Genomic DNA, 15,166 nt, shown 5'->3' on the forward strand with positions numbered 1-15,166 from the left:
AGCAGCCGAGCATATTGGAATATGGCAATAAGTATTTAAACGCCAAATAGCTCGTCCACGCAATCCGGAATTTTTGGCGTCTTTGAGAGCACCAAACAGCGTGTAGTACCGACAAACTCTTCAATCAGATAGAGCGAATCCCCAACGTCAACGCCAAGCTCTTGCAAGGCTTGGTCGGGTATGCGGACGGCTCCGTCTCCATCCCAGTCTTCAATGGTTATTCTGAATCGAGTACTCATCGTCGCTCCAAAATCCGCCACGCATAGAAAATCCCACAAGACCCAAATCCTGCTCAGCACCTGACTCGCTCAAGGCAGCACTCATTTGCCTGCCTTGAAGGGTACGGTGGCCGCCAATCTGGGCCACCTTGTTGGGAAACAGGATCAGTGAGGGACTCAAGAAAGCCAGGACTCTACGGTACCGGCACCGTACTGAGCTTTCCATTCTTTCAGGGTACGATGATTCCCACCCTTGGTTTCAACCACCTCTCCCGTGTGGGGGTTTTTGAAGACCTTCATTTGACGAGGTTTTCGAGCATTTTTGGCCGGCAGGACTGCTACTACTGCACGAGCGCTGGGGTCCAAAATCTGAATTACGTCGCGCAAGCTGTAACCATATTCTCCCAACAACGAACGCAGCTTTCCTTCAAATTCGATTTCTTGCTTCAGCGCGCTGTCATTTTTCAAGCTTTCCAGCTCGGCCAGCTGCGCCGCAAGCTTTTGCTCAAGGGCACGAAATTCAGCGAGTTTAGACATGAAAATAACCTTCAGTGAGTAAGTCCAAACATTCAATCATTAGCTTGCTTAGCATGTCAACCTGATGCAATCATCTATGCCCGACGAAAAAACGAATCCAAAGTGCGCAAGAAATCTTACCTATCCGGACAGTTTGATATCATTCTCACCAACGCTTATAGTTTTTCCGACCTGTTGAATTGCTAAATCTATTAATTTCACCCTAGCCCGCCCGATCAACTAACCACCTGCAGTCAGTTTTAAGATTGCGGCAGCCAACCAGACCTAGGATGTACTTATGCTTAAGGAAGAATTGCTGAATTGGGGAAGAAAGCTAGTCGACTGGTTTGTGCGCCCCAAAAACCTGGGCGTAACGCTGATCCGCAGCGGCGCTTTAGTCATAGGCCTTTCGCTTGCCGGCGGGATCGTCGGGCAAATTGTGTATAAAAGCGATTCGACCCAGCTACAGGCCAGCGTAGACACCTCAGGCGGACCTGCCACCTGGATCAGCCTGACTGCATTCGGCGTTGGCGTACTGATGATTGTGCTTGGGGTTTGCATCAACCTGCACGACCGTCAGCAACTGGCCCGTCAACGGGTACTGATCCTCGAGCAAAAAGGACTTTTCAAAATCGATAGCCCTTTGGACACCACGGTCAAGAACACTATTGGAGGTAACGTCGACACCATCCTCGTCGATATTCGCGAAGGCATTACCGAGGGCCGCATCACAAGCCCAGAGGCGGCCCTGAAAAAGGTGGTGGACGGAAGGGGTGATCTGGTCCGACGCCTTGATGGGCAGAACAAAGATGATATTGAGATCGTCTACGGCGGACTCATGGCAGTGCCATTCACGTTTTTGACTGGGTGCCTCATTGATGACGCGGGAGGCAAAATTAAGGTCTTTGATTGGGACCGCCTAGGGGCCGGACAATGGCGCTTGATTCAGAGCGGCGTTGACGACAATCAGCGGCTTCAAGCTGCGTCTTCTATCGCCGGAGAGGTAGAAGAAGTCGTCCTGGCGCTTTCGATTTCTTATCCGGTAGACGAGGCCGGCATCGCAACCACTTTCCCAGAATTGCCTGTTTTGCACATGAAAATGGACGATCTCTCGTCCAACGCCCACTGGTCCCTTGAAAAACAAAGCGCCTTAGCAGAACAATTCCTGCAAGTTGTGAAGGGCTTGTTAGCTAAAGGGGCCAAGACAATTCACCTGATCATCGCCGCGCCAAACAGCGTGGTATTCAATCTGGGGCGTATCTATGATCGGAGACTGCTACCTTCGGCCATTGTCTATCAATACGAACGGTCATCCAGTCCGGCGTTCCCCTGGGGGGTTGCCCTTCCCTCTCACGCGCAGGATGAGCCATCAATTTTTCGATACGAGGTGAAAAGAGCAGCAGAACCACTGTCTTAAACTACGCAGTAAGAAACCGACGAGTTTGTTGGCCGGCTGGCGTGCTGATCCACACCTACGCAGTTGGCCATCCGTGATGAGGACATCACCCGCGACCGCAAGAGGCTGACCGCCGCACTAGTGAGCATCCTCAAACCATATCTCTTTGTAGGCTCGTTTTATATCCAAGCGGGAAAGCGTGCGCCGAGCGGCATGAGCACGAGCATGAAGGCCGCAAGCCGCGAAGCGGCGTCCGCAACCGCAGATACAAGAAAGCTTGTTCGCTCGCCGCCGCTTAAGTGCGAGCATTTTCATAAGCAATCGCAGACTGGCAGAATCAGGCACGCCAAAAATCTTGAGGTAGTCGTCAATCAGGCCCTGCTCCCCATGCTCGAGTTCACCAAAAGGGAACAGTGCCAAGCCTTGCTCACGCAAGCTATGAGCATAAAGAAACGGAATGACGCACTTTTCGACGAAGTCAGTCAAGGTTGGCTTGGCACCGAGGACAAGGCGCTGACTGAGCAGAGAGCCCAGACAGAGTGAGCCATCAGGGTTCACATGATTCACCCTCTCCCTGGCAATTCGACCACCCGTCTCGAAAACCTGAGGCAGCGACTGATCCAAGGGCTTGGCTATGCCGATCTGGACGCGATACTCATCCCCTAACTCCGGAAGCCCTTCCGAAAACGCAGAGAACACTAAACGGCCAGCCAACCTGACAGCACCGGCCACTGATGGCCGATGCCGCATCATTGGATAGGCGTCTAAAAATGCCTCTATCTCTGGATCGAATGCCCTCAACCGCGACCACTCCATGGCCTCGGCGCCTTGGTAACGACGATCGTGGACGCCGGCGTCGATGCTGCTGAAGCCATGACAGGTGCGCCGACCTGGTTCAATGAAACGTTAACGCCAAGCACGTCTTTCAAGTGGTCGATAAGAGACTGCCCATCGAGTGAGCGGATTTTCTCGAAGTCACGTAGTGCTTGGCGTACCCAGAGTTGGAAGTTTTCCTTCAACCGAAGCTTTTTCCCTTCAAGGGTTGCCCAGCGGTCGGCAAAGTTTTCTTTTGGGTTGACTGGGTTCGGCACCACATTGGCATTTGACTCGACGAAGTGGCTGAGAGCACCTAAGCAGCAGGTGAGGGCCTCTCCAAGCGTCGCGGCGGGCAGATAACTGCTTGCAGCCAGGGTAGTGATGATGACCGAGATGGGCTTGGGATCCGGATCGTCCATGTACATGACATCCCGATGCCGCTTGAGGAGCTGAACTGCCCGCTGCAGATTAGTTTTTCTTGAGTGGAATGGCACCTCATCAACCTGTGCTTCCATCGTCACTACCGCCCCGGCCGGCCCGACCGGCTCTGGGTCTGACTTCGACTCAAACCATTTGCAGTAACCATCAGGATTGCTTAGAAGCCAGTCATCACTGATTGCCTCGTAGTTAGGGCGTTGATCATCAGTGATGTAAACGGCCAACTCCGCGACATCGTTCGCAAGCACTTGCCTGAAGCCGAAACTCTCCATGGCGATAGAAAGCGCTTGTTTTCTGGCCTCATCCACAGGAACTCCGGGCACTACGTCCATGTGAAAATTCATATCATCCTGGTAGTAGAGACGCCAGCACCGATGCTTCTCTTCCAGATCCTCGCGGATTTGCTTGGCATCACGGTAGCCTTCGAGCTCGAGGCGCACCATTTCCTTGAGTTGTGCCTGGCTGTGAGTATGGCGGAACACTTCCTCCCGCAGCTTGCAGGAGAGGTCTAGATCATAGCTTTCACCCTCCAGCAGCGGCTTGATCGCCGTGCCGAGGGCAAATGACCCCTGCACGAAGATATGGGGATCGTTATCCGCCAGCGTTGACTCCTTGCGGCTGAACCACTCCCCCAACGATTCATACCGGCGCTTAGCTCTCTCATACGCACCAGGTGGCAACTCAAGCGCTTCCACTGCGGTGGTCAGGCTACGTTCTTCATGGTCCACGTTGAAATTCCTTGATTGGGTTGAAGCCGATATTGTCCAGCCAGCGCTCAGAAGGCTTCGAGCTGCAGCTCGTTATGGGGTGGTTCATGTGGAGCAATGATGGTGTGCCGGCCGAGACTGAAGGCCCTGAATGGCGGCTTCTGCGGAGCCATCTGGTACATGTGGATTAGTGGATGCAACCTTGCCTGCAGCTTCATCCCAAAAGCAAAGACTGCAGCTGCCGGGGCGATGGCGCATATACATACTTCCGATGCTTTGAGGACATCAGTGACGTAAGCCCAGGCCTCATGACAAGCCACCCGGTAAGCCTCCATTGCCTTCGGGAGCACAACCACATCAACACCATGGACGCTGGGCTCAATACGGATGCGGGGCATCGACAGAAGCTCATCATTCAGCGCCGAGTCAGTGATTTCCGCAGTCAATTCCAGAGTGATCAGCACCCTACCCGCGGGCGAAGGGGGCTGGTCTGGCTTAGTCCAAGTGAAGGTCACAGGTGCTGGATTCGTCTCAGGGCGTACCCATGTGCCGTGATTGCGTCTGAAGCTAAATAATTCAACCCGGCGAGCCTCGCCGATCAACCATCCGCCCAGCAACATTGCCGGCATGTTGCCCAACGGAAAGATTGCCAACTGCTCTGCTTGGGTACCAAATGCGCCGTGTCCACGAACCGCTTCGTGGATGTGCAAGATCTGAGACCGGAATGCTCTCAAGAACGACGACCAATAACCCGGGTCATTCACGTCATTGCCGCCCTGGGAGTCGCGTAGCAGGAACTCAGCAACCCTTTCGCTGGTCGGGGTCAACTGAGCTTGCAGCAAAGCCTTACGGGCATCGTGCTGAGAGAACGAGGTGGTTCTACCTGCGATGTCGCCAATGAATGCCAGGGCATGAACCACCGGATACGCCAGTGTCCTGACCTGATGAGTACGCCATTTCACCCGAGACGCAACCATGGCCTCTAGTCGCTCACGCGGATAGCTGTCGGGGTCGACTTTGTCTATTAACCGGTGATGGATGTCGCAGCAGAGCATGATGTTGTTCGGCGACTGCGCCAAGACAGCGGAGAGCTTTTCATCGCCCCGAGGTCCCTTGGCCTTAGCCGCTACGATATGCGCGAGATACCCATAATAGCCGTAGTGGTCACGATCATCCTTGAACAAGACGGCATCACAGCCCTCAAACTCACAAATGCCGGCAGACCTCGAATAGACCCAGTTAACGACCTGGTCTGGCAGGCTAGGCCGTTTGAGGTCGCTAAGCAGAGCCTCACGGCATTTTATGAAGCATGTCAGAGCCCCTTTTGTAGCCTTTGCTTCAGGAAGCGCAGCCAGGCCTTCTGCGAACTGAGTAACGTCGGTAGCAACCACAGGTATATCTGATACAGCATGAAGCTCGAGCTTGATATTGAATGCAGGCCTCGCTGCTGCCCAGGCGATCAAGAACTCCTTGGTGTCCTCCCCCAAATCGCCAGTGACAGCATGATCAAGCGCGCCTGATAACGTGTCGATTCGAACGATTGCAAACCTCCAACCACCCTCCTCGAAGGTCATGATGACCCGACAGTTCGGGGTCTGCTGCCAATACTCCAGAGTGGCCTTCAGGTCCTGATCGTAGAGTGCATCCAACGGTACCGCCATTAGTCCCTCCTGGGAGTAACCACCTTTACGTTTGGCATGGGGATACTGCATCGCTGGCGACACCCAGCGCTTTGAGAGTACGAAATGGCTTCCGCCAAATCAAGATATAGTGTCATTTTTTAGCTAAGGCACAACATGATGTGCTTTATATTCCATAATGATCTATATTTAATTTATTTAATACGCAATATCGAATAACCCCCATAACCTACCGGCACCTACCGCCCTTCACAGCGGCGACTGTGGGCATCAATCAGGCCGCGTCGACCACCGGTGAGGCCGTTATTGACCCGTCGCCGGCCAAGTCGCTCTGGAGATCGGCATCGAGCCTTACAGCTTGTAAAGCGATCCTGCAGACCATAAAAAGCCCGCCAAGAGCGGGCTTTTGCCACTGTCCACCAAGATCAACTATCGACGTGATCAGGCAACGTTTTTACCCGCTGAGGCGCCTCACTCTTAAATGGGTGAGTGGTCAGGCTGCCTGTGTTTCCCGTAAGGATCGCGCCATTGCGGTGAGGGGCATACGGCCAGTTGAAGTCGACAAGTGGGCGAGTCGGAATTTTTAGGTTGTATACCTTTGATTCGTCCGAAACATATGCGGTGAGATCCATTACTCCATGCAGCCGGTAGCTGGGGTTCTGGATCACACTGCTGAAGGCAAAGGCGAGAGGGTAAGTCTTGAAGGCCGATATCTGCATCGGCTCATAGCCCGCACCAAATACCGTATGGAATAGGTCTTTCAACATGCCCTGACGGGATGAAGGGTAGAGCCACATGTGGAATTGCAGGCTGGAATGAAGCTCTGCTCGGCCAAGCACGAATCGCCTCAGGTGCCGGATCATAGGTGAGCGTGGCTCGGCTTTGTCACTCAGCGCAATTATATGACCAGCCACAGCGCGGGCAACTTTGTTGAGCTGCACGCCATGCAGGTAGAGCTGTCCCATAACAGGGTATTTCGCCGATTCCAGTGGCTTCGAGGCCGCTTTGTAGGCGTCGATCAATGCAGGATCGAGCTCTGCACCCAGTACCCGATTATTGCAGTCTGAACACAACGTCGATTTCGTTACGCCGTTTTGCGCCAAGAATGTGCCCTGACGTCCCCGGAAGTTCGGATCCACCTGCTGCGCGATCCTCGTCACGCGACGCTGCCCGGGAGCTACGAGACTCTTCGGGAATAGATGGTCCTTGGTCATCTTGCCGCGCCTCAGGCACAGATTGCATCGCCGAGGCAGCACAAGACTTTGAGTAGGGGGCGCTACGGTCATGTCAGCCTCGGGCGCGATCGGAAGGCAATCCTTGCGATACTCGCGTTCAACGTTCTCTGTCTTCAATCAGGGTGAAATTACCGCCTAGGTTGGGCGTTCGCTCGGCGGCGCCCTCAAGCCTACGGCCATCGGGCAGCCTCACGACGGCGCGGATCAGTCCGTCGAGTGGAGCCTGATTGGTCGGGTCGTGGAAAATCACCGTCCACCGCCAGTTCGGCTCTCTGAATAGCTGCACGGTAATGCCACTGCAGGTAGCGGACTTTTCGCCGCCGAGCGATCTGTATTTGAGAGTCAGATCGGCTAGACCGTGGTATTCCATAGTGCGCGTCCTTTTTTAGTGCCAGGATTGCCATTATTCATCATGGTCGCCTGCCTTTACGGCCTCGTGTTTCAGGGCCGAGGCTCGGGCATAGCGAAATTTTCCATCTCGCGCTTAACCGTCGAGCAGCTTCACGTACTGGAGCGCTGGCTGTCCCGATTCTTTGTCCGTCGTTTGCTTAGGTTGCCCACTGAGAGTGCGTGTCGCGACGATCTGCGAAGCTAGGTTATCAGCACCAATGATCGCTTCGACATAGAAGCCCGGTGAACGAAGTCTCGGCGCCATATTTTTTTGCAATTCGGCCATACTTGCCTGGACAACCTCTGTCGCAAGACCTTGCCCCCGATACTCGCTATCCGTCGCGTAACCTAACCCGAAGCAAGGCTTTCCATTCAGGGGCTCTGCCAAAACGTAAACGGCGTAGGTTGTCGCCATTGCCCCCGTTACAAGCGCATAAGTCAGACGTTGCACACCAGGTTTTGGGGTGTCATGAAACATATAGAGATTTGCGTGACTGTCGCATTTTGCAAGTTGAATTCTCCCCGCCCTCACCGCTTCCTGGAAGCTTAGAAAACCAATGTGAGGATCGACTATAACTGACATTTAGTGACTTTCCCTGTTTCACTTTGAATTATATGGCGTTCCGCCGTGGTCGGCGTCCAACTTGGCCTAGACGGTTTTGTGACTGTGTCTACGCTTTTCGATTCAACTAGAGAACGCCCGGATTTACCCTGGCTCATAAGGCCCAGGCCTGGGTGCATCCGAGAGATCAACCCTACGTTGCCCAGCCTTGGCCTCGAACTCCGGAATTCCAGAATCCGAGGCGGCGTCCGCATTGCAGGCCTGCCGACAAATAGACCAGGCCGCAGTATGTGCAGCGCTTAGCACCGCCGTTGGCAGCAATCACGTCACGAACCCCATCTGGGAGCATGTTTAACAACCCCTCCTGTATGGTCATTTGACGATCCGACTGACCACCAGAGCATTTATCAGGGCAGTATCCTGGAGGGTAAGTCCGTGGCATTTTTCCTCTATCCCGGCTCGACCGGGTGTGGTTCGGGTTGGAACTGAGCAACTAAACCAAGCGCGGTTTCCACCCGAAGGTCAATAGCGCTGCCCACGTACGCAATGGGCGAGATCCATGGGATAGCCACCATCGCTCAGCAGGAAGGGTTGAAAGGTCCGGTTCGTTCTGCTCAGCTCGTACATCCGACGTAAGGTTTGATCCTGGTAGATACGGAAGAACACTGCGCCAGGCTCTGGGTCAGGGCATGGGGTTGGGGTTGGGGGTTGCTCCATAGTTCCTACTCAGCGAAAGGAGTGGCATCACGATACTTGACCTGTCCAGCATGGATAGCAGACCGGGCCTTGCCAAGGGCAGCACTCTCGGCTTGCGCTGCCGTAGAGCCCTCACCAATGAACCGAGAGTTCGTCATTGAGCCATTGGTTAGTCCAATGATTGCTTCGCACCGGTAATGCCTAGGTGCGATTTTATCGGGTGGTCGCATGGTCACGTCGTGCTTGTCATCAATCCTCTGCGTCCCCATTAGCTTCTCCTCGCTTCCGTCCTAGTCACGACTGATTGATTTTCCATTGGATTGCGCTGGGTTCGCGCTAGAACTTTCGACCAGCCTCCTCCCAACCTTTGTCGGCTGCCTTCGAGATCTTCCGCTGCCCCCGACGCGACCACTTGATCCATCCCCATACAACCGCAACAAACAGTGCGAACGCACCCAGTAGCCAAAAAAAGTTGCTCATACTGCCTACGCACCTCAAGCACGAAAAACGTGCCTTACTTACGGTCTCGGCCCAGCGTGTTCGGAGCTAGGCGGTTTCGCGAACGCCAGCAGGCGTCCTTCCCCCGGTATACAGGGTTCGGCTACCACTGTGCAACGATCCGCCATTGAACCTCCTAGTCGATCCAGCGACTGATAAGCACTTATGACCTGCAGCACCCGGCCCCCCCAGGCCCGCCATCGGCTATCCGGTACCTCAAGGCAACGAAAGGCTCGACTCTGATAGTCAAGACCAGTCTCGGGACCCTAAAGCAGGCTGCCTGGCGCGATTTCCAGTCTCGGGCAGTGAACGAGGACCGTGCCTCCTCGCCAGTGAAGTGAAATGCTAGTATGCGCCATCATGTATATGGATACAGGCGTCTCGAATGGAAGTCGCATCTGCCGAACCACACAGCCACACGCTAAAAAAACACTCCAGCACTGCCGTAAGACACAGGTCGTCTCGGTGAGGGAGAGGGCAATCAGCGCTCTTGTGAGCCGTGCTGCAGGCAGGTGTCAGCGCTGGAACAACTCTAGGCTCTGTACGAAATCCCGAGAAACTGAATTGATGCCCCTCAGAAGCTGAATTTCTGTAAGGGTTCCTGGCCATCTACGGAAAGGAATTCTGATAGCTTTTCATGCGCGGCACACCATGCAAGGCCAGTCACCTCATATTGCGAATACCAATCATCATCGGGCTGCCACTAGATTCAGCGTATCAGCACTATGCCTACTTTAACTTCATTTCCTACACTGGAAAGTTCATTAAGTTAGCAGACCGGTAGCTCGCAAGTTTCACCTCCTAATGCCAACCGTGGCTTTTCACCTACCCTAAGATTTTTTTCAGTCCTTTCGGAGCGCTGCACCATCACAGGGCTCATGTATGCCGAGCAAGTACGCTTGGCTACTGCTGTTGGGTTTGTGCAATTACACTGGGCTGCGGATCAGCAGTACGATGCGTTCGACCGACTCGGACGCGGCTCGTTATTGGTAATGCTCTGCTGTGCTTGCTGACCGCCATGCGCCCCTGATGGTGCTGTACCCATTGAAGCCATAGGGTGAGGAAGCCCTGCCGGGAAATGGGCGACCTGCGACCCAAAGGGCTGCACTATCCCAGTGATACGCATCGACACAGTTCACTCGCCATCGAGACCATGAATACGCGCTTCGAACAGGAGCAGCCAAAACTGGCTCCGTCCATCGAAAGACATCTTGCATGCTAGCATTCCAGTGATGCATGATGTGTTCATAAATACAAACAAGCGGTGCCCATCATGGTCAGCATTGCGTGCAAAGCCCCCTCTACCTTCACGTTATTTCTCCACGTGAAGCGATCCTCCAAAGGCCGCCATCATCGCAGGTCTTACCCGAATCGTTTTCCCAAGCAGTTAAGTCCTTTCGCTTTCTTGAGCTAGAGGTGTCTGCCTATTTAGTGCCCACGGCCTCTGGCCCAATGAAAATAAGGAAAATAGAAAATGAGTATGATGAAAGCTGCCCGTTTGCATAAGGTTGGCCCGACCTTCCAGCTCGACTCGATCGAGGTCCCGAAACCACGTGCACACGACGTAGTTGTTGAGGTCAAGGCTTGCAACTTGGTGCCTAACCTTCGCAATGTCATCGAGAGCTACTCCACCTGGTTCCCCTACCTCCCCCTCCCTAAACTGCCAGCGGTCTACGGTTTGGACGCCGCAGGCATTGTTAAAGAAGTGGGTGAAGGCGTGCACGGCATCAAAGTCGGAGACCGGGTTTACGTGAACCCCGGCCGTAGCTGCGGCTCCTGTCATGCCTGCCTGCGCGGTCAGCACATCAACTGCACCGCATTTACCTTCCAGGGCTACTTCGGGTTTGGCCCAGGCTCCCAAGAAATCTTTGAAGACTACCCCTACGGCGGACTGTGCCAATACATGACCGCGCCGGCGTCGGGCTTGGTCAAGCTCCCGGAAGCTATCACCTTCGAGCAAGGGTGCCGGTTTGGCTATCTCGGCACCGCCTATTCGGCCCTTCGCAAAGCTGGCGTGTGCTCTGGCCAGTCTGTGCTGATCAGTGGCGCCACCGGTACGCTCGGACTTGGAGCCGTCCTGCTTGCCCTGGCGATGGGGGCTACAAAAATCTTCGCGATGGCTCGCAACCGCCAATTGTTGGAGCGCGTTCGCGCTCTCGCCCCAGATCGCATCTTCACTATTTCTGTCGGCGATGAGCCACTGGGTGATTGGGTTCGTAAGCACACTGATGAGCTCGGTACTGACGTCTTCATTGATGCGGTTGGCCCTGGCGCTCCTCACGAACTTACCGTTGAGGCGATTGGTGCCCTTCGCCGCGGCGGTCGCATGGTGGATATCGGCGGTATGTCTGAGGATCTGCCGGTCCCCATGTTCAAACTCATGTGCTTCCAGATCAGCGTGATCGGCTCCCTCTGGTTCACTGTGGCAGAAGGTCAGGACATGGCCGAAATGGCTGCCGCTGGCACTTTGGATCTGTCGATCTTCGACCAGGAGGTCTTCGCAATCGAACAGGTCAACGAGGCAATGGATGCAATTGCAGACCGCAAAGGCGGTTTCACCAACGTTGTAATCAACCCCAGCCTGACCTGAACCGCAGCGCCGCTCGATCGGGCGGCGCTCAATCGGAGACCGAACATGAAAGTGAGACGAGTGGTTGCAGGTACGCAGAATGGTAAAGCTGTGTTCCTTTCCGACGGTCTGGCGCCTCAGACCTATGAATACAAAAAGGTTCCGGGATTCGCTACCTCTTTAATTTGGCACACGGTGGCGTCTCCGACCGTTCCTGAAGCATTTGACGACCCAGTTCAAGCCACCTCTTCCCTGCTGCCTGGGCCTGGAGAAACAAAGTGTCTGGCGGTGAGTTTCCCGCCTGACTCAATCTTCCAGTCCTCGGATTTCAATCCCGAGGAGGCTGATGCTGAGCAGCAACGCCACCTACTCGGACTGTATGAATGCTTCGATCCTGAGCGACCAGGTATGCACGCTTCTCCGACAATTGACTATGGCATTGTGGTCAAAGGCCCTCTCGTTCTCGAACTGGACGACGGCCAGATAAGGGAGCTTGCGAGCGGAGACATCGTGGTGCAGCAAGGTAATATCCATGCTTGGCGAAACCCTGGCACCGAACCTGCGCTGGTTACATTCGTCCTTATTGGGGCCCACACCAAGCTGTAAAAATACATAGGATAATAACAATGAAAAGTTATGTAACACGCGCTGGCGTTGCCAGCGCGCTCGGATGCTCTTTGCTCGTTACTTCGCTCTGCTACGGAACTGAAAATGGAGATACCGTTTGGCCGCTAGGTGTACAGACCGTTCTTCCGGCGATCTTGCCTCCCCCAGGTGAAACCTCTTTGTACAGCTATACCGCCTACTACAAGGCGGACAGCTTTAAAGATAACAGCGGCAAATCTACGGTACCCGGATTCAGCTTGGAAAACTTTATTCAAGCCATTCGAGTAGTGCACACATGGGACGTGAAATTCGATAGCGGCGTTACTTTGAGCAGCGGAATCATCGGATCAGCGAACAAGATCAAGGTTGAGGCATTCGGAAATAGCGATACAGACTCCGGTTTCAGGCAGCTGTATCTGACCCCTCTGTATGTCGGCTATTCGCCTTCCGAAAATTTGCATTTGCTAACGGGATTCAGCGCCTTCGTCCCATTGGGAAACTATGACGGCAATAAGTTAGCGAATAGCCCTACAGGAAATGCGAGCTATACCCAAGAATTCGACCTGACCTGGTTCCCCCACCCTAACTGGGAGGTGTCCATTGCACCGACCTTCACTATCAATGCGAAGAACGACGACACCGACTATCGCTCAGGCAACGTGTTCAACGTTGACTACCTGCTCGGCTACAGGCTGCAGTCCAATCCCAAGGTTCAGTTAGGCTTGGTGGGTTATTACACCAAGCAGGTCACCGACGATCGCTACGACCATGGTGACCTCGATGATGGGAATCGGCTGAGCAAATTCGCCGTTGGCCCACAGATCTTCTATGCGTTCGATCAGAAGTCAGGAGTCGTCCTCAAGTGGATGCGTGAGACCGCGGTCAAAAACGGCCCAAAAGGCGACTCGGTGTGGCTTGAGTTCGCCTTCCCACTATGAGGCGAGCTTCGCTTCCTCAGACATCTTAGACACGACGTCCTTCGCCACACTGTGAATATGGCTCGCAGCCGCATTGGCTGCGGCCTTTTTGTTCCTCGTTTTCAGCGCTGCAATAATCTCATCGTGTTCATCAGTAGCAGCACCCAAATGCACTTGAAAGCCACAGGTCTGCACGATGAAAAAGTCGGACAGCTCGAAATTTGCTACCTGGCGTGCCGAGAGTATTGGCGATTTCGCCATTGCATGCAGCACACGATGGAATTCGACGTTTAAAATTCGATAACTGTCTGCAGCATCGCTGTGAGCTGGATTGATACTTCTAATTTTGTCGTTAAGCTCTGACATACGCAGCACTTCATCAGGGGAGCCACGTTCAGCAGCAAGCCCGGCGATAAGCGCTTCGTTGTTCGCAAACATTTGGTAGAAGTCATCGACCTCCAACCGTGTAGGGTGCACGACCTCACATCCAACCTGGGCCGTGATCACCACAAAGCCCCTTTCCTGCAGGCTGTTCAGTGCGGTCATGATTGGCTGACGACTGACACCAGTCTCCTCGCCAATTTCTTTTACGAGGATCTTCTCGCCGAACGCATACCTACGATTCAGCAGCCGCTCCAAAATGTGCTGGTAAATAGCGGTCTTCTTGTTTGCCACTTGCATCGTTGTGGTTTTCCTGGGGCTGAGTGCGCGGTTCAACAATTCGCTAAATGGCTTGCATACTAGCATTTCGGATAGTAAACCAGATTTTTGCACCCATCGCTTCGTCATCCGTCGCAACCCAGTTCCCATGGCGAGGATCCATCCGACGATGAGCGGGCATCGCCAAGCTTGCATGCTAGCATTCTAGCGTGCATGATGATTAGGCAGACAAAAACAAATCTACCTGCATGGCGTTGCCCCTCTGCCGTTGTAAGGCATTGAGGAAAACGCTCATGCCGTCCCAGTGCGAGGCGGCCGGCACTGGGGCACGACGTAAAGGTTTCGTATCGATGAACGCTTACCTGCATTGCCTATCGCACACACCCCTCATTGGGCATTTCGATCCGCCCAAGAACGTGCTCGATGAAGTGGATGAGGTGGTCCGCGCTGCCCGTGCACGCATCGCCGCTTTCGATCCTGAGCTCGTGGTGCTTTTCGCTCCAGACCATTACAACGGTTTCTTCTACGATGTCATGCCCCCTTTCTGTCTGGGCATGGCCGCTGAAGCCATCGGCGATTTCGGCTCGCTCGCCGGCACCCTTTCTGTCCCCAAATCCATCGCGGAAGCTTGCGCTGAATCTCTGCTGAGCAATGGCATCGACATGCCAGTTTCGTATCGCATGCAGGTCGACCACGGCTTCGCTCAACCGCTCGAATTCCTTCTTGGCGGTTTAGACAAATATCCGGTCTTGCCGATCTTCGTGAACTGCGTGGCCCCGCCTCTGCCTACCTTCGAGCGAGTCAGATTGATGGGTGATGCAGTCGGTCGATTCACCCGCACCCTGAACAAGCGGGTGCTATTCCTGGGATCGGGAGGCCTTTCACACCAACCACCAGTTCCAGAGTTAGCCAAAGTTGATGCCCGGATGGCTGATCGGCTCATGGGCAGTGGACGCAATCTGCCAGAAGACGAGCGCAACGCCCGCACTCAACGAGTGGTCATCGCAGCTGAGCGGTTTGTCGAAGACCAGAACACCCTGCATCCGCTGAATCCCGAGTGGGATCAGTACTTCTTGGACGTTGTTGAACAGGACCTTTTGAGCGACCTGGATCACCTTCCCAACGCACATCTATCCGAATTGGCCGGTAAATCCACGCATGAGGTCAAGGCCTGGGTCGCAGCCTTCTCAGCGCTCGCTGCCCACGGCGCATACACCGCGACAGATCGCTATTACCGAGAGATCCCAGAGTGGATCGCAGGCTTCGGCTCAATCAGTGCGCACTCTCAGCGCTAACACACCT

At 54.3% G+C, this 15,166-nt stretch carries 14 protein-coding genes; 5 read left to right on the forward strand and 9 right to left on the reverse strand.

Annotated elements, in window-relative coordinates:
- Positions 1 to 35 precede the first annotated feature (35 nt).
- Positions 36 to 239, reverse strand: a complete 204-nt coding sequence (locus ACMGGN_RS15960) for an AbrB/MazE/SpoVT family DNA-binding domain-containing protein (protein WP_414156099.1) — start codon at positions 237 to 239, stop codon at positions 36 to 38.
- A 156-nt stretch (positions 240 to 395) separates the two neighbouring features.
- Positions 396 to 755: a histone-like nucleoid-structuring protein, MvaT/MvaU family gene (locus tag ACMGGN_RS15965; protein WP_082421367.1), complete on the reverse strand. Its 360-nt coding sequence runs from the start codon at positions 753 to 755 to the stop codon at positions 396 to 398.
- 277 nt (positions 756 to 1,032) lie between these two features.
- Here ACMGGN_RS15965 and ACMGGN_RS15970 point away from each other — a divergent pair, with 277 nt between their 5' ends.
- On the forward strand, positions 1,033 to 2,151 hold the full coding sequence (locus tag ACMGGN_RS15970; RefSeq protein WP_060492636.1) for an SAVED domain-containing protein: 1,119 nt from the start codon (positions 1,033 to 1,035) through the stop codon (positions 2,149 to 2,151).
- Between the two features lie 117 nt (positions 2,152 to 2,268).
- Here ACMGGN_RS15970 and ACMGGN_RS15975 read toward each other — a convergent pair whose 3' ends face one another.
- The 6 genes from ACMGGN_RS15975 to ACMGGN_RS16000 form a co-directional block, all read right to left on the reverse strand.
- Positions 2,269 to 2,946 carry a hypothetical protein gene (locus ACMGGN_RS15975; protein ID WP_414156100.1) on the reverse strand — a complete coding sequence of 226 codons (678 nt, stop codon included), beginning with the start codon at positions 2,944 to 2,946 and terminating at the stop codon, positions 2,269 to 2,271.
- Positions 2,928 to 4,112, reverse strand: coding sequence for a nucleotidyltransferase (locus tag ACMGGN_RS15980; RefSeq protein WP_414156101.1), 1,185 nt, complete (start codon positions 4,110 to 4,112; stop codon positions 2,928 to 2,930). Before ACMGGN_RS15980 ends, ACMGGN_RS15975 begins: the two co-directional genes overlap by 19 nt.
- Positions 4,113 to 4,159: 47 nt before the next feature.
- The gene (locus ACMGGN_RS15985; protein ID WP_414156102.1) at positions 4,160 to 5,752 is read right to left on the reverse strand and encodes an SAVED domain-containing protein; all 1,593 of its coding nucleotides are present in this window, start codon (positions 5,750 to 5,752) and stop codon (positions 4,160 to 4,162) included.
- A 404-nt stretch (positions 5,753 to 6,156) separates the two neighbouring features.
- Positions 6,157 to 6,945, reverse strand: coding sequence for a hypothetical protein (locus ACMGGN_RS15990; protein WP_414156103.1), 789 nt, complete (start codon positions 6,943 to 6,945; stop codon positions 6,157 to 6,159).
- Between the two features lie 118 nt (positions 6,946 to 7,063).
- Complete coding sequence (locus tag ACMGGN_RS15995) at positions 7,064 to 7,336, reverse strand: hypothetical protein (protein WP_060492631.1); 273 nt, start codon at positions 7,334 to 7,336, stop codon at positions 7,064 to 7,066.
- Between the two features lie 114 nt (positions 7,337 to 7,450).
- Complete coding sequence (locus ACMGGN_RS16000; protein ID WP_060492630.1) at positions 7,451 to 7,939, reverse strand: GNAT family N-acetyltransferase; 489 nt, start codon at positions 7,937 to 7,939, stop codon at positions 7,451 to 7,453.
- A 2,647-nt stretch (positions 7,940 to 10,586) separates the two neighbouring features.
- Between ACMGGN_RS16000 and ACMGGN_RS16005 the strand changes: the two genes are divergently transcribed.
- From ACMGGN_RS16005 to ACMGGN_RS16015, 3 genes are read left to right on the forward strand one after another with little or no spacing between them, the layout of a single operon-like run.
- Positions 10,587 to 11,702, forward strand: a complete 1,116-nt coding sequence (locus ACMGGN_RS16005) for an alcohol dehydrogenase catalytic domain-containing protein (RefSeq protein WP_414156104.1) — start codon at positions 10,587 to 10,589, stop codon at positions 11,700 to 11,702.
- Positions 11,703 to 11,747: 45 nt separating this feature from the next.
- Positions 11,748 to 12,287, forward strand: coding sequence for a cupin domain-containing protein (locus ACMGGN_RS16010; RefSeq protein WP_414156105.1), 540 nt, complete (start codon positions 11,748 to 11,750; stop codon positions 12,285 to 12,287).
- A gap of 20 nt (positions 12,288 to 12,307) precedes the next feature.
- Positions 12,308 to 13,225: a transporter gene (locus ACMGGN_RS16015; RefSeq protein ID WP_414156106.1), complete on the forward strand. Its 918-nt coding sequence runs from the start codon at positions 12,308 to 12,310 to the stop codon at positions 13,223 to 13,225.
- Here the strand turns inward: ACMGGN_RS16015 and ACMGGN_RS16020 are convergent.
- A complete protein-coding gene (locus ACMGGN_RS16020; protein WP_414156107.1) occupies positions 13,220 to 13,885 on the reverse strand; it encodes a GntR family transcriptional regulator in 666 nt (221 codons plus the stop codon). The genes ACMGGN_RS16015 and ACMGGN_RS16020 overlap by 6 nt on opposite strands.
- Positions 13,886 to 14,214: 329 nt before the next feature.
- Here ACMGGN_RS16020 and mhpB point away from each other — a divergent pair, with 329 nt between their 5' ends.
- The gene (gene mhpB, locus ACMGGN_RS16025; protein ID WP_060492665.1) at positions 14,215 to 15,159 is read left to right on the forward strand and encodes a 3-carboxyethylcatechol 2,3-dioxygenase; all 945 of its coding nucleotides are present in this window, start codon (positions 14,215 to 14,217) and stop codon (positions 15,157 to 15,159) included.
- Positions 15,160 to 15,166 lie beyond the last annotated feature (7 nt).

It is taken from the genome of Pseudomonas sp. BNK-30, assembly GCF_047456185.1.
Classification (GTDB): Bacteria; Pseudomonadota; Gammaproteobacteria; order Pseudomonadales; family Pseudomonadaceae; genus Aquipseudomonas; species Aquipseudomonas putida_E.

What these genes read in the sequence shown, in the direction of transcription:
- ACMGGN_RS15975 (WP_414156100.1), bottom strand. Translation starts at nt 2,946, where the DNA reads ATGGAGTGGTCGCGGTTGAGGGCATTCGATCCAGAGATAGAGGCATTT.
- ACMGGN_RS15960 (WP_414156099.1), bottom strand. Translation starts at nt 239, where the DNA reads ATGAGTACTCGATTCAGAATAACCATTGAAGACTGGGATGGAGACGGA.
- ACMGGN_RS15995 (WP_060492631.1), bottom strand. Translation starts at nt 7,336, where the DNA reads ATGGAATACCACGGTCTAGCCGATCTGACTCTCAAATACAGATCGCTC.
- ACMGGN_RS16010 (WP_414156105.1), top strand. Translation starts at nt 11,748, where the DNA reads ATGAAAGTGAGACGAGTGGTTGCAGGTACGCAGAATGGTAAAGCTGTG.
- ACMGGN_RS16020 (WP_414156107.1), bottom strand. Translation starts at nt 13,885, where the DNA reads ATGCAAGTGGCAAACAAGAAGACCGCTATTTACCAGCACATTTTGGAG.
- ACMGGN_RS15965 (WP_082421367.1), bottom strand. Translation starts at nt 755, where the DNA reads ATGTCTAAACTCGCTGAATTTCGTGCCCTTGAGCAAAAGCTTGCGGCG.
- mhpB (WP_060492665.1), top strand. Translation starts at nt 14,215, where the DNA reads ATGAACGCTTACCTGCATTGCCTATCGCACACACCCCTCATTGGGCAT.
- ACMGGN_RS15985 (WP_414156102.1), bottom strand. Translation starts at nt 5,752, where the DNA reads ATGGCGGTACCGTTGGATGCACTCTACGATCAGGACCTGAAGGCCACT.
- ACMGGN_RS15970 (WP_060492636.1), top strand. Translation starts at nt 1,033, where the DNA reads ATGCTTAAGGAAGAATTGCTGAATTGGGGAAGAAAGCTAGTCGACTGG.
- ACMGGN_RS16015 (WP_414156106.1), top strand. Translation starts at nt 12,308, where the DNA reads ATGAAAAGTTATGTAACACGCGCTGGCGTTGCCAGCGCGCTCGGATGC.
- ACMGGN_RS16005 (WP_414156104.1), top strand. Translation starts at nt 10,587, where the DNA reads ATGAGTATGATGAAAGCTGCCCGTTTGCATAAGGTTGGCCCGACCTTC.
- ACMGGN_RS15990 (WP_414156103.1), bottom strand. Translation starts at nt 6,945, where the DNA reads ATGACCAAGGACCATCTATTCCCGAAGAGTCTCGTAGCTCCCGGGCAG.
- ACMGGN_RS16000 (WP_060492630.1), bottom strand. Translation starts at nt 7,939, where the DNA reads ATGTCAGTTATAGTCGATCCTCACATTGGTTTTCTAAGCTTCCAGGAA.